The 12,896-nt window shown below is 66.0% G+C and carries 12 protein-coding genes; 9 read left to right on the top strand and 3 right to left on the bottom strand.

Going from position 1 to position 12,896, the window contains the following annotated elements; translation table 11 throughout:
- Nucleotides 1–20 precede the first annotated feature (20 nt).
- Both hemL and ACI766_RS04855 read left to right on the top strand, forming a co-directional pair.
- The gene (gene hemL, locus ACI766_RS04860; RefSeq protein WP_003093150.1) at nt 21–1,304 is read left to right on the top strand and encodes a glutamate-1-semialdehyde 2,1-aminomutase; all 1,284 of its coding nucleotides are present in this window, start codon (nt 21–23) and stop codon (nt 1,302–1,304) included.
- Nucleotides 1,305–1,512: 208 nt separating this feature from the next.
- Nucleotides 1,513–2,061, top strand: coding sequence for a tetratricopeptide repeat protein (locus ACI766_RS04855; protein WP_003093155.1), 549 nt, complete (start codon nt 1,513–1,515; stop codon nt 2,059–2,061).
- Nucleotides 2,062–2,076: 15 nt separating this feature from the next.
- Here the strand turns inward: ACI766_RS04855 and ACI766_RS04850 are convergent, their stop codons facing one another.
- Entirely contained in the window at nt 2,077–2,409 is a 333-nt protein-coding gene (locus ACI766_RS04850) for a DUF1820 family protein (protein WP_003093157.1), read from the bottom strand.
- A gap of 128 nt (nt 2,410–2,537) precedes the next feature.
- Between ACI766_RS04850 and miaB the strand changes: the two genes are divergently transcribed.
- The 5 genes from miaB to lnt all read left to right on the top strand — a co-directional run bounded on the left by miaB (nt 2,538) and on the right by lnt (nt 8,098).
- Nucleotides 2,538–3,878 carry a tRNA (N6-isopentenyl adenosine(37)-C2)-methylthiotransferase MiaB gene (gene miaB, locus ACI766_RS04845; RefSeq protein ID WP_003093158.1) on the top strand — a complete coding sequence of 447 codons (1,341 nt, stop codon included), beginning with the start codon at nt 2,538–2,540 and terminating at the stop codon, nt 3,876–3,878.
- A gap of 168 nt (nt 3,879–4,046) precedes the next feature.
- Nucleotides 4,047–5,069, top strand: coding sequence for a PhoH family protein (locus ACI766_RS04840; protein ID WP_003093159.1), 1,023 nt, complete (start codon nt 4,047–4,049; stop codon nt 5,067–5,069).
- Entirely contained in the window at nt 5,059–5,541 is a 483-nt protein-coding gene (gene ybeY / locus ACI766_RS04835) for an rRNA maturation RNase YbeY (protein ID WP_003093160.1), read from the top strand. Before ACI766_RS04840 ends, ybeY begins: the two co-directional genes overlap by 11 nt.
- Complete coding sequence (locus tag ACI766_RS04830) at nt 5,538–6,377, top strand: HlyC/CorC family transporter (RefSeq protein WP_003093161.1); 840 nt, start codon at nt 5,538–5,540, stop codon at nt 6,375–6,377. The genes ybeY and ACI766_RS04830 overlap by 4 nt, the downstream gene beginning before the upstream one ends.
- A 185-nt stretch (nt 6,378–6,562) precedes the next feature.
- Nucleotides 6,563–8,098, top strand: a complete 1,536-nt coding sequence (gene lnt / locus ACI766_RS04825; RefSeq protein WP_003118259.1) for an apolipoprotein N-acyltransferase — start codon at nt 6,563–6,565, stop codon at nt 8,096–8,098.
- 49 nt (nt 8,099–8,147) lie between these two features.
- Here lnt and ACI766_RS04820 read toward each other — a convergent pair whose 3' ends face one another.
- The gene (locus tag ACI766_RS04820) at nt 8,148–8,909 is read right to left on the bottom strand and encodes a YdcF family protein (protein WP_003093163.1); all 762 of its coding nucleotides are present in this window, start codon (nt 8,907–8,909) and stop codon (nt 8,148–8,150) included.
- Between the two features lie 72 nt (nt 8,910–8,981).
- On the bottom strand, nt 8,982–9,413 hold the full coding sequence (locus tag ACI766_RS04815) for a hypothetical protein (RefSeq protein WP_003114329.1): 432 nt from the start codon (nt 9,411–9,413) through the stop codon (nt 8,982–8,984).
- A gap of 170 nt (nt 9,414–9,583) precedes the next feature.
- Here ACI766_RS04815 and leuS point away from each other — a divergent pair, with 170 nt between their 5' ends.
- The gene (gene leuS / locus ACI766_RS04810; protein ID WP_023087005.1) at nt 9,584–12,205 is read left to right on the top strand and encodes a leucine--tRNA ligase; all 2,622 of its coding nucleotides are present in this window, start codon (nt 9,584–9,586) and stop codon (nt 12,203–12,205) included.
- A gap of 66 nt (nt 12,206–12,271) precedes the next feature.
- Nucleotides 12,272–12,895, top strand: coding sequence for an LPS assembly lipoprotein LptE (lptE, locus tag ACI766_RS04805; RefSeq protein WP_003100322.1), 624 nt, complete (start codon nt 12,272–12,274; stop codon nt 12,893–12,895).
- The last annotated feature ends 1 nt before the right edge of the window (nt 12,896 follow it).

Raw genomic sequence — 12,896 nt, 5'->3', positions numbered from 1 at the left:
CGAGAGATAGAGAGCTAGCCATGTCCCGTTCCGAAACGCTGTTCAACAACGCCCAGAAACACATTCCCGGCGGGGTCAACTCCCCGGTGCGCGCCTTCAAGAGCGTCGGCGGCACCCCGCTGTTCTTCAAGCACGCCGAAGGCGCCTATGTACTGGACGAGGACGACAAGCGCTACGTGGACTATGTCGGCTCCTGGGGCCCGATGATCCTCGGCCACAGCCATCCGGACGTGCTCGACGCGGTGCGCCGGCAACTCGACCACGGCCTGTCCTATGGCGCGCCGACCGCGCTGGAAGTGGAAATGGCCGACCTGGTCTGCTCCATGGTGCCGTCGATGGAGATGGTGCGCATGGTCAGCTCCGGCACCGAGGCGACCATGAGCGCCATCCGTCTGGCCCGCGGCTACACCGGGCGCGACAGCATCATCAAGTTCGAAGGCTGCTACCACGGTCACTCCGACAGCCTGCTGGTGAAGGCCGGCTCCGGCGCCCTGACCTTCGGCGTGCCGAACTCCCCGGGCGTTCCGGCGGCCTTCGCCAAGCACACCCTGACCCTGCCGTTCAACGACATCGAGGCGGTGCGCAAGACCCTGGGCGAAGTCGGCAAGGAGGTCGCCTGCATCATCGTCGAGCCGGTTGCCGGCAACATGAACTGTGTGCCGCCGGCGCCGGGCTTCCTCGAAGGCCTGCGCGAAGCCTGCGACGAACACGGCGTGGTGCTGATCTTCGACGAAGTGATGACCGGCTTCCGTGTCGCCCTCGGCGGCGCCCAGGCCTACTACGGGGTCACCCCGGACCTGTCGACCTTCGGCAAGATCATCGGCGGCGGCATGCCGGTGGGCGCCTTCGGCGGCAAGCGCGAGATCATGCAGCAGATTTCCCCGCTGGGCCCGGTCTACCAGGCCGGCACGCTCTCGGGCAACCCGCTGGCGATGGCCGCCGGGCTGACCACCCTGCGCCTGATCAGCCGCCCCGGTTTCCACGACGAACTGACCGCCTACACCACGCGCATGCTCGACGGCCTGCAACAGCGCGCGGACGCCGCCGGCATCCCCTTCGTCACCACCCAGGCGGGCGGCATGTTCGGCCTGTACTTCAGCGGCGCCGACGCCATCGTCACCTTCGAGGACGTGATGGCCAGCGACGTCGAACGCTTCAAGCGCTTCTTCCACCTGATGCTCGACGGTGGCGTGTACCTTGCGCCTAGCGCCTTCGAGGCCGGCTTCACCTCCATCGCCCATGGCGACAAGGAGCTGGAAATCACGCTGAACGCCGCCGAAAAAGCCTTCGCCGCGCTGAAATGACCCTCTTCGCGGCGCCCTTCCCGGGCGCCGCCCTCCACCCCGCCGGAACGCCTTCCTAGCCGAAATGCATAAACGCGCCGACAAAGTTCCCGAAAAGACAGTAAAGACTTTGTAAGGAGGCGTCGGCTTATTTCATAATGTGAGGGTCAGCGCATTTCGTTGGCCGGGCAGCCCTTGCCCGCCCCGATCCAGGAGGTGTCTTCCCCTCATGTTCCGTACCGGCCGCACCCTCGCCCTGGGTTGCCTGTTGATCCTCCAGCCGCTGCTCGCGCAGGCGGGAGGCAACTCGTTGCTGATTCCAGCGACCGGCCGCTGCGCGCTGAACACCGTTCCCGAAGAATTGCAACAGGCGCTCGCCGCCTGCCAGCAGGTCGCCAATGGCGGCGACGCCGAGGCGCAATACGAACTGGGCGAATTCTTCTACGACGGCGAGCGCATCCCGCGCGACCTCCAGGCCGCCCTCAACTGGTTCGAGAAAGCTTCTCTACAGGGCCATGCCCAGGCCCAGTACCACCTCGGCACCATGTTCTTCCGTGGCGAAGGGGTTCCGGCGAACAACGTACAGGCCTACATCGTGCTGAAGATGGCAGCGGTGAACGGCGCCGAGGACGCCCTGGACAGCGCCGACCTGGTAGCCGAGCAGATGAACCGCGACGAACTGGACATCGCCACCCGGGTGCTGGGGCAGATCTTCCGCAACTACCTGATCGAACTGCAGACTGCCGGCGGCGTCACGCCCTTCGCGCCGCTGCCCTGACGTCCCTTTCGCGAATCAGTCGCTCTTGCCGGGCATCGGCATGGGGAACGGCATGACGTTGCCCGCGCCCTTGGCCTCGCTGATCTTCGGCGTACCCAGGCGCTCGACCTCGTCGATGCGGACGATCGCGTGCATCGGCACGAAGCTGCGCAGAACGCCTTCGAACTGCGCCTTGAGCTTCTCCTCGCTGGGGTCCACCACCACCTGGGTGCGCTCGCCGAAGACGAACTCCTCGATTTCCAGGAAGCCCCACAGATCGCTCTGGTAGATCTGCTTGGCATACATCTCGAAGACCTGGCCCTGGTTGAGGAAAATCACCTTGTAGATGGGGTTTTCGCGCTTGTTCATGGCGGGGAAAGCAATGCCGGAAAATGAAGGGCGCGAATCATAGCACAGCCTTTCGGCCAGCAACGCTAGGAACCGGGGGCCCCGCCCTCTATAATGCGCGGTCCTTTTCGAACTGTCCGACGAAGCGCATGGCCAAGAAGCTTTTCATCGAAACCCACGGCTGCCAGATGAACGAGTACGACTCGTCGCGAATGGCGGACCTGCTCGGTGAACACCAAGCCCTCGAGGTGACCGAAAACGCCGCCGAGGCCGACGTCATCCTGCTCAATACCTGCTCGATCCGCGAGAAGGCCCAGGAAAAGGTGTTTTCCAAGCTCGGCATGTGGCGCGAGCTGAAGCAGCAGAATCCCGACCTGGTGATCGGCGTCGGCGGCTGCGTGGCCAGCCAGGAAGGCGCCGCGATCCGTGAGCGCGCGCCCTATGTCGACGTGGTCTTCGGCCCGCAGACCCTGCACCGCCTGCCGGAAATGATCGACGCCGCGCGCAGCACGCGCAAGCCGCAGGTCGACGTGTCCTTCCCGGAAATCGAGAAATTCGACCGCCTGCCGGAACCGCGGGTCGATGGCCCCACCGCCTTCGTCTCGGTGATGGAAGGCTGCAGCAAGTACTGCAGCTTCTGCGTGGTGCCCTACACCCGCGGCGAGGAAGTCAGCCGACCATTCGACGACGTGATCGCCGAAGTGATCCACCTGGCCGAGAACGGCGTCCGCGAAGTCACCCTGCTGGGACAGAACGTCAACGGCTTCCGCGGCCTGACCCACGATGGCCGCCTGGCCGACTTCGCCGAACTGCTGCGGGTGGTCGCCGCCGTCGACGGTATCGAGCGCATCCGCTATACCACCTCGCACCCGCTGGAATTCTCCGACGCGCTGATCCAGGCCCACGCCGAGGTGCCGGAGCTGGTGAAATTCATCCACCTGCCGGTGCAGTCGGGCTCCGACCGCGTGCTGGCGGCGATGAAGCGCAACCATACCGTGCTGGAATACAAGTCGCGTATCCGCAAGCTGAAGGCCGCGGTACCGGACATCTGCATCAGCTCCGACTTCATCGTCGGTTTCCCCGGCGAAACCGAGAAGGACTTCGAGCAGACCATGAAGCTGGTGGAGGACGTCGGCTTCGACTTCTCCTTCTCCTTCATCTACAGCGCGCGGCCCGGCACGCCCGCCGCCGACCTCGCCGACGACCTGCCGGAAGAAGTGAAGAAACAGCGCCTGCAGATCCTCCAGAGCCGCATCCACCAGCAAGGCTACGAGATCAGCCGGCGCATGGTCGGCAGCACCCAGCGGATCCTGGTCACCGACTTCTCGAAGAAGGACCCGGGCATGCTCCAGGGGCGCACCGAGAACAACCGGATCGTCAACTTCCGCTGCGACAATCCACGCCTGATCGGCCAGTTCGCCCAGGTGCACATCGACGACGCGCTGCCGCACTCGCTGCGCGGCACCCTGATCGACAGCACCCTGCATTGAGGCCGACGACCGTACGGCGGGCTCGCTGAACCTTCCCGCCGCCACGGTGCACCAACGTTTCAGCGGGAACCGGGAAAGCGCCGCCGCGATACGGCAACTTTGCGCGACGATATCCAGCGGTTATTCTCTTCCCTATCAATCAGCCACTGGCGAGTACGACAGAACACCTTGAACGCCCCCCAGGAACTTCATCGCTTTATCCTCGAGCCGTTCGACGCCCGCAGCTTCGCGACACTTTGCGGGCAGTTCGACGAGCATCTCCACCAGATCGAGAAACGCCTCGACATCGAGATCCGCAACCGCGGCAACCAGTTCGAACTGGCCGGCGAACCGCGCCGGACCAAGGTCGCCGAACGCCTGCTGCAGCGTCTCTACCGCGAGGCGCAGAACGGCACCGATCTCACCCCCGACACCGTGCACCTGTACCTGCAGGAGTCCGGCCTGGAAGACCTCGAGGAATTGCAGAGCGCGCCGCAGGTCACCCTGAAGTCGCGCAAGGCGCACATCCGCCCGCGCGGCGCCAACCAGCAGCGCTACGTCAAGGCGATCCTCGACCACGACATCAACTTCGGCATCGGCCCGGCCGGCACCGGCAAGACCTATCTCGCCGTGGCCTGCGCCGTCGACGCCCTGGAGCGCGAGCAGATCCGCCGCATCCTGCTGGTGCGCCCGGCGGTCGAGGCCGGCGAGAAGCTCGGTTTCCTTCCCGGCGATCTGTCGCAGAAGATCGACCCCTACCTGCGCCCGCTCTACGACGCGCTCTACGAGATGCTCGGCTTCGAACACGTGGCCAAGCTGATCGAGCGCAACGTCATCGAGGTCGCGCCGCTGGCCTACATGCGCGGGCGCACGCTGAACAACAGCTTCATCATCCTCGACGAGAGCCAGAACACCACAGTCGAGCAGATGAAGATGTTCCTCACCCGGATCGGCTTCGGCTCCACCGCGGTGATCACCGGCGACGTCACCCAGGTCGACCTGCCCCGCGGCACCCGCTCCGGCCTCAAGCACGTGATCGAGGTCCTGCAGGACGTCCCCGGCATCAGCTTCACCCACTTCAAGCCCAAGGATGTGGTCCGCCACCCGCTGGTGCAGCGTATCGTCGAAGCCTACGAGCGTCACGAGAGCCGCCAGCAAGGCCAGGTGCGGCCGGTCGAGGGAACGGGCAAGGGCGGTCACGATGCCGCTTGAGCTCGACCTGCAGGTCGCCAGCGCCGCCCCGGACCTGCCCTCCGAAGCGCAGTTCCGCGCCTGGTGCGAACTGGCCCTGCGCCAGCGTCCGGAGTCGGAGCTGACCATCCGCCTGGTGGACGAGGCCGAAGGCCTGGAACTGAACAGCACCTACCGGCACAAGGACTACGCGACCAACGTGCTGTCCTTCCCCGCCGATGTCCCGGACGAGCTTCTCGATATCCCGCTGCTCGGCGACCTGGTGATCTGCGCCCCGGTGGTCGCCCGCGAAGCCCTGGAACAGCGCAAGCCGTTGCAGGCCCACTGGGCCCACCTGGTGATCCACGGCTGCCTGCACCTGCTCGGCTACGACCACATCGACGACGCCGAAGCGGAAGAAATGGAAACACTGGAACGTGAATTGCTGGCGGAACTGGGTCATCCCGATCCGTACGCCTGCGACGACGAAGAGCCACCGAGCAAGGAAAAATGAGCGAAGACCGATCGAGCAACGGGCACAAGTCCTGGCTGGACAAGATCACCCAGGCTTTTGCCCACGAGCCGAGAAACCGCCAGGAGCTCCTCGAGCTGCTGCGCGATGCCCACGACAACAAGCTGCTGGACAGCGAGGCGCTGTCCATCGTCGAGGGGGCGATCCAGGTCGCCGACCTGCAGGTGCGCGACATCATGGTGCCGCGCTCGCAGATGATGAGCATCCGCTCGACCCAGACGCCGAAGGAATTCCTTCCGGCCATCATCGAAGCCGCCCACTCGCGCTACCCGGTGGTCGGCGAAAGCCTCGACGACGTCATGGGCGTACTGCTGGCCAAGGACCTCCTGCCACTGATCCTGCACAACGACGAGCGTCCCTTCGACATCAAGGAACTGCTGCGTCCGGCTACCTTCGTCCCCGAATCCAAGCGCCTCAACGTGCTGCTCCGCGAATTCCGCGCCAACCGCAACCACATGGCTATCGTCATCGACGAATACGGCGGCGTGGCCGGCCTGGTGACCATCGAGGACGTGCTGGAACAGATCGTCGGTGATATCGAGGACGAGCACGACGTCGAGGAGGACAGCTACATCAAGCCGCTGCCCAGCGGCGATTTCATCGTCAAGGCGCTGACCCCCGTGGACGCCTTCAACGACTTCTTCGGCTCGGAATTCTCTGACGAGGAATTCGATACCGTGGGCGGCCTGGTGATGAGCGCCTTCGGCCACCTGCCCAAGCGCAACGAAGTGGTCGAGCTGGGCGAGTTCCGTTTCCGCGTACTCAACGCCGACAGCCGCCGCGTCCATCTGCTGCGCCTGTCTCCCCTGCAGAACTGAGCGCGCCCCCTCCGCCGCGGCGGAGGGGGCATCTTCCCGCGCCGTCCTTCTGGCGTCTCGCCAGCCCCTCCTTTACTCTTGCGCCTTGCGCCAGACTCCCCTGTCGCCGCGGACGTTGCCGTCCGGCAGCCGAAGGCGGCCCCGGTCTGCGCAGTCGGACATTGAACAGGCTCTAAGGACATTCGATGCGTTGGATTTCTCGTCCCGGCTGGCCCGGACACCTGCTGGCACTCGCCGCAGGCGCGCTCACACCCCTGGCCCTGGCGCCCTTCGACTACTGGCCGCTGGCGATCCTCTCGATCGCCCTGCTCTATCTCGGCTTGCGCGGCCTTCCCGGCAAGTCCGCCCTGTGGCGCGGCTGGTGGTACGGTTTCGGCGCGTTCGGCGCCGGCACCAGCTGGATCTACGTCAGTATCCATGACTACGGCGCCGCCTCGGTGCCGCTGGCAAGCCTCCTCATGCTCGGCTTCACCGCCGGCGTCGCCTTCTTCTTCGCCCTGCCGGCCTGGCTGTGGGCGCGCTGCCTGCGCCGCGACAACGCGCCGCTGGGCGACGCCCTGGCGTTCGCCGCCCTGTGGCTGGCACTGGAGCTGTTCCGCAGTTGGTTCCTTACCGGTTTCCCCTGGCTCTACGCCGGCTATAGCCAGTTGCAGGGACCGCTGGCCGGGCTGGTACCGGTGGGCGGCGTATGGCTGTCCTCCTTCGTCATCGCCCTCAGCGCGGCCCTGCTGGTGAACCTGCCGCGCCTCTTCCCGCACGGTGCCAGCCTGCTTCTGGGGCTGGTCCTGCTGCTCGGCCCGTGGGCGGCCGGCCTCTATCTCAAGGGCCACGCCTGGACCCATTCGGCCGGCGAACCGCTGAGGGTAGTGGCGATCCAGGGCAACATCGCCCAGGAGCTGAAATGGGACCCGAATCAGGTCCGCGCGCAACTCGACCTCTACCGCGACCTGAGCCTGCCGCAGCAGGACGTCGATCTGATCGTCTGGCCGGAAACCGCGGTGCCGATTCTCCAGGACATGGCCAGCGGCTACCTCGGCGCCATGGGCCAGGTCGCCGACGAGAAGAACGCCGCGCTGATCACCGGGGTCCCGGTGCGTGAACGTCTCGCCGACGGCAAGAGTCGCTACTTCAACGGCATCACCGTGGTCGGCGAAGGCGCGGGCACCTACCTCAAGCAGAAGCTGGTGCCGTTCGGCGAGTACGTGCCGCTGCAGGACCTGCTGCGCGGCCTGATCGCCTTCTTCGACCTGCCGATGTCCGACTTCGCTCGCGGTCCGGCCGACCAGCCGCTGCTCAAGGCCAAGGGCTACCAGATCGCCCCGTACATCTGCTACGAAGTGGTCTACCCGGAGTTCGCCGCCGCGCTCGCGGCGCAGAGCCAGGTGTTGCTGACAGTGAGCAACGACACCTGGTTCGGCACTTCCATAGGCCCTTTGCAGCACCTGCAGATGGCACAGATGCGCGCCCTGGAAAGCGGTCGCTGGATGATCCGCGCGACCAACAACGGCGTCACCGGCCTGATCGATCCCTATGGCCGGATCGTCCGGCAGATCCCGCAGTTCCAGCAGGGCATCCTGCGCGGCGAGGTGATTCCCATGCAGGGCCTGACGCCCTATCTGCAATACCGCGTCTGGCCGCTGGCCGGGTTGGCCGGCGTGCTGCTGCTATGGGCTCTGCTCGGCCGCCAGTTGCGTCCGCAGGAGCGACGCCTGTTCGGCTGAAACCAGCCCCTCCTGGAAAGACCGGCGCCCCTGCGGCGCCGGTTGCGTCTCAGCGGTAGAACAGGCGATAGCCGACCAGGCCGATCGCCTCGTTCAGCAGCATGCCGCTCTGCCAGAAGGCCTGCGCTTCCGGCAGCCAGCCGCCGAAGGGCCGCAGGTTGGCCCCGCCGAGGAAGCCGACCGGCGCCGGGATCACCTCGAACCCCTGGCGCTCGAAGCTCCAGCGTGCCCGCTGCATGTGCCAGGCCTGGGTCACCAGCACCACCCGGCGCACGCCGGCCTCGCGCAACTGCGGGGCGCTCAGGGTGGCGTTTTCCCAGGTGGTACGGCTGAGACCTTCCTGCCAGCGCGTCGGCACGCCGAAGTCCTGCAACAGGGCATTGGCCATCAGCGCCGCCTCGCTGGGCGGGCGTCCGTAATGCAACCCGCCGCTGATCAGTACCGGCAGCGCCGAGGTCTTGGCCAGCCGCGCGGCATAGCGCAGCCGCTCGGCCGCCAGCAGGCTCGGCGCATCGTCGCCCCAGGCCGGGTCGTTGGTCTGCCGGCCGGCACCGAGGATGACGATGGCGTCGGCGCGCTGCGCCAGGCCCGGCAGATCCTCCGCCAGCAGGGCCGGTTCGCTTTCGAGCCAGCGCCCCATCCACTCCACGCTGAGCGGCATGCTCATCAGCCACAGACCGAAGAACCCGCAGACACCGCACAGCCGCGCCAGCCGCGGTCGGCTGGTGCGCCACCAGAAAGCGAAAAACAGCAGCAGCAACAGGCCGCCCGGCGGCAGCAGCAGTTGCTTGAAGAAATAACGGATCGGCATCGCCCCCTCCCTGTCGGAAGAGGCAATCTAAAGGATTGCGCGACGCCTGGCGAAACTTCCCGGAAAGAGAACCTAGCGGCCGTTACCCGAACGGAACAGTTGCGAGCCGCAATGGCCGCACGGCAACACGCCATGCCCCTTGCTCCACTGCACCGGCGCACCGCAGAGCGCACAGAGCAGTTGCCGCTGTTTCAACGAGACGTGGCGACGGGGCGCCGGCGGTTGCGGCCGGGGCGGCCGGGGTGTCCTGCCGGGCTGGCGCTCGAGCAGCGCCAGCTCCTCGGCGGCCGCATGCCAGCCGCGCAACCAGTGCAGGTCCTGGTCGAGATAGGCGCGTATCAGCCCCATCTCCGCTTCGCTCAAACCACGCAACTCAAGCTCCGTGGGATGCTCGTCACGCAGGCGCTCGGCCGTATCCGCTTCATCCAGAGCCAGGGCGAGACGCTGCAGCAGCCTCTCGTACAGCCCACCTCCCGTCACACTCGCGCGTTGCAGCTCAGCCATCGAACACCTCTGAAGGTACCACTGGGCAGCCAGCCATCGACGGCCCATAGGGCAAGCTTAGCGTTCCCGTTCGGCTGAACCGCCCCCGGCGACAAACGGCGCGGGCTATCGACAGGAGTGGGGGTCATGTATGCTACGAGGCTTTCGAACAGTCACGTCTAAGTAGCGCCATGCACGAGCAATATCAGCCACTCGAGATCGAAACCCAGGCCCAGAACTACTGGAAAGAACACCAGTCCTTCCTCGTCAGGGAGCTACCCGACAAGGAGAAGTTCTACTGCCTGTCGATGTTCCCGTATCCGAGCGGCAAGCTGCACATGGGCCACGTGCGCAACTACACCATCGGCGACGTGATCAGCCGCTACCACCGCATGCAGGGCCGCAACGTGCTGCAGCCGATGGGCTGGGACGCGTTCGGCATGCCGGCGGAAAACGCCGCGATGAAGAACAACGTCGCCCCGGCGGCCTGGACCTACGACAACATCGCCTACATGAAGTCGCAGTTGGACAGCCTCGGCCTGGCGATCGACTGGAGCCGCGAGGTCACCACCTGCAAGCCGGACTACTACCGCTGGGAGCAGTGGCTGTTCACCCGCCTGTTCGAAAAAGGGGTGATCTATCGCAAGAACGGCACGGTCAATTGGGATCCGGTCGACCAGACCGTACTCGCCAACGAGCAGGTGATCGACGGGCGCGGCTGGCGCTCCGGCGCGCTGATCGAGAAGCGCGAGATCCCGATGTACTACTTCAAGATCACCGCCTACGCCGAGGAACTGCTGGAGAGCCTCGACAACCTGCCCGGCTGGCCGGAGCAGGTGAAGACCATGCAGCGCAACTGGATCGGCAAGTCGCGCGGGATGGAGATCGGCTTCCCCTACGACCAGGCCTCCATCGGCCACGCCGGCCAACTGAAGGTGTTCACCACCCGTCCGGACACCCTGATGGGCGCCACCTACGTCGCCGTCGCCGCCGAACACCCGCTGGCCACCCAGGCAGCGCAGAACGACCCGCAGTTGCAGGCGTTCATCGACGAATGCAAGCGCGGCGGCGTCGCCGAGGCCGACATCGCCACCCAGGAGAAGAAAGGCATGGCCACTTCCCTGTTCGTCGAACACCCGCTGACCGGCGACAAGCTGCCGGTATGGGTCGCCAACTACGTGCTGATGAACTACGGCGAAGGCGCGGTGATGGCGGTGCCCGGCCATGACGAGCGCGACTTCGAGTTCGCCAACAAGTACGGCCTGCCGATCCGCCAGGTGATCGCCAAGGTCGAGGGCGACAACGACTTCGAGTCCAGCGTCTGGAAGGAGTGGTACGGCGCCAAGGACGAGTCCGTGCTCACCGTCAACTCCGGCAAGTACGACAACCTCGGCTACCAGGCCGCCTTCGACGCCATCGGCGCCGACCTCGAGGCCAAGGGCCTGGGCCAGGCGCGCACCCAGTTCCGCCTGCGCGACTGGGGCATCAGCCGCCAGCGCTACTGGGGCTGCCCGATCCCGATCATCCACTGCGAGGCTTGCGGCGACGTCCCGGTGCCGGCCGACCAGTTGCCGGTGGTGCTGCCGGAAGACGTGGTACCGGACGGCTCCGGTTCGCCGCTGGCGAAGATGCCGGAATTCTACGAATGCAACTGCCCGAAATGCGGCCAGCCGGCCAAGCGCGAAACCGACACCATGGACACCTTCGTCGAGTCGTCCTGGTATTTCGCCCGCTACGCCTGCCCGCAGTTCGAAGGCGGCATGCTGGACAGGAAGGCGGCCGACTACTGGCTGCCGGTCGACCAGTACATCGGCGGCATCGAGCACGCCATCCTGCACCTGCTCTATGCGCGCTTCTTCCACAAGCTGATGCGCGACGAAGGCCTGGTCGGCAGCGACGAACCGTTCAAGAACCTGCTGACCCAGGGCATGGTGGTCGCCGATACCTACTACCGGACCACCGCCAACGGCGGCAAGGACTGGTTCAACCCGGCCGACGTCGAGGTCGAGCGTGACGCCAAGGCCAAGGTCGTCGGCGCGCGCCTGAAGAGCGACGGCCAGCCGGTCGAGATCGGCGGCACCGAGAAGATGTCGAAGTCGAAGAACAACGGCGTCGACCCGCAATCGATGATCGACCAGTACGGTGCCGATACCTGCCGCCTGTTCATGATGTTCGCCTCGCCGCCGGACATGAGCCTGGAGTGGTCGGACGCCGGCGTCGAGGGCGCCAACCGCTTCCTCCGCCGCGTCTGGCGCCTGGCTCACGCCCACGTCAGCGCCGGCCTCCCCGGCGCGCTGGACGTCGCCGCCCTGAGCGACGCGCAGAAGCAGGTCCGCCGCGCCATCCACCTGGCGATCAGGCAGGCCAGCCAGGATGTCGGCCAGCACCACAAGTTCAACACCGCCATCGCCGCGGTGATGACCCTGATGAACGTGCTGGAGAAGGCGCCGAACCAGGACGCCCAGGACCGCGCCCTGATCCAGGAAGGCCTGGAAACCGCGGTCCTGCTGCTGGCGCCCATCACTCCGCACATCTGCCACGTGCTCTGGGGCCAGCTCGGCCATGCCGAAGCGGTGATCGATGCGCGCTGGCCGAGCGTCGACGAGAGCGCACTGGTGCAGGACACCCTGCAACTGGTGGTGCAGGTCAACGGCAAGCTGCGCGGACACATCGACGTGGCCGCCAGCGCCAGCCGCGAGGATGTCGAGGCCGCCGCGCGCGCCAACGAGAACGTGCTGCGTTTCACCGAAGGCCTGAGCATCCGCAAGGTCATCGTGGTACCGGGCAAACTGGTCAACATCGTCGCCAACTGATACGCGATTCCATTGGACGCCCCCGGCCATCCGGGGGCGCTGATCAACAGGAGTGAGGGAAGCTTGATGAAACGTATCCTGACCAGCGCCGCGCTGATCGGTATGACCACCCTGCTGGCCGCCTGCGGCTTCCAACTGCGCGGCCTGGGCGATGCGCAATTCGCGCTCAAGGAAATCGACGTATCCGCGCGCAACGCCTACGGCCCGACCGTGCGCGAACTGAAGGAAACCCTGGAAAACAGCGGCGTGAAGGTCACCAGCAACGCGCCCTACCACCTGGTGCTGGTCCGCGAGGACAACCAGCAGCGCACCGTCAGCTACACCGGTTCCGCGCGCGGCGCGGAGTTCGAGCTGACCAACACGATCAACTACGAGATCGTCGGCGCCAACGACCTGGTCCTGATGAGCAACCAGGTACAGGTGCAGAAGGTCTACGTGCACGACGAAAACAACCTGATCGGTTCCGACCAGGAAGCCGCGCAGCTGCGCAGCGAGATGCGGCGCGACCTGATCCAGCAGTTGTCCATGCGCCTCCAGGCGCTGACCCCGGCGCAACTCGACGAAGCCCAGCGCCAGGCAGAAGCCAAGGCCAAGGCGGAAGCCGAAGCCCTGCGCGCCGCCGACGAGGCGGAGCGCCAGCGCCGCGCCGCCGAGCCGCAGCAGTCGCCGATCGAGTTCCCCACCCCGTGAT

Source organism: Pseudomonas sp. DL (genome assembly GCF_047199225.1).
Lineage (GTDB): Bacteria > Pseudomonadota > Gammaproteobacteria > Pseudomonadales > Pseudomonadaceae > Pseudomonas > Pseudomonas aeruginosa.
Note: the sequence above shows the minus strand (reverse complement) of the source record. Positions and strands in the feature narration are given on the sequence as shown.

What these genes read in the sequence shown, in the direction of transcription:
- ACI766_RS04820 (WP_003093163.1), bottom strand. Translation starts at nt 8,909, where the DNA reads ATGCCGATCCGTTATTTCTTCAAGCAACTGCTGCTGCCGCCGGGCGGC.
- miaB (WP_003093158.1), top strand. Translation starts at nt 2,538, where the DNA reads ATGGCCAAGAAGCTTTTCATCGAAACCCACGGCTGCCAGATGAACGAG.
- lnt (WP_003118259.1), top strand. Translation starts at nt 6,563, where the DNA reads ATGCGTTGGATTTCTCGTCCCGGCTGGCCCGGACACCTGCTGGCACTC.
- lptE (WP_003100322.1), top strand. Translation starts at nt 12,272, where the DNA reads ATGAAACGTATCCTGACCAGCGCCGCGCTGATCGGTATGACCACCCTG.
- ACI766_RS04850 (WP_003093157.1), bottom strand. Translation starts at nt 2,409, where the DNA reads ATGAACAAGCGCGAAAACCCCATCTACAAGGTGATTTTCCTCAACCAG.
- ybeY (WP_003093160.1), top strand. Translation starts at nt 5,059, where the DNA reads ATGCCGCTTGAGCTCGACCTGCAGGTCGCCAGCGCCGCCCCGGACCTG.
- ACI766_RS04815 (WP_003114329.1), bottom strand. Translation starts at nt 9,413, where the DNA reads ATGGCTGAGCTGCAACGCGCGAGTGTGACGGGAGGTGGGCTGTACGAG.
- hemL (WP_003093150.1), top strand. Translation starts at nt 21, where the DNA reads ATGTCCCGTTCCGAAACGCTGTTCAACAACGCCCAGAAACACATTCCC.
- leuS (WP_023087005.1), top strand. Translation starts at nt 9,584, where the DNA reads ATGCACGAGCAATATCAGCCACTCGAGATCGAAACCCAGGCCCAGAAC.
- ACI766_RS04830 (WP_003093161.1), top strand. Translation starts at nt 5,538, where the DNA reads ATGAGCGAAGACCGATCGAGCAACGGGCACAAGTCCTGGCTGGACAAG.
- ACI766_RS04855 (WP_003093155.1), top strand. Translation starts at nt 1,513, where the DNA reads ATGTTCCGTACCGGCCGCACCCTCGCCCTGGGTTGCCTGTTGATCCTC.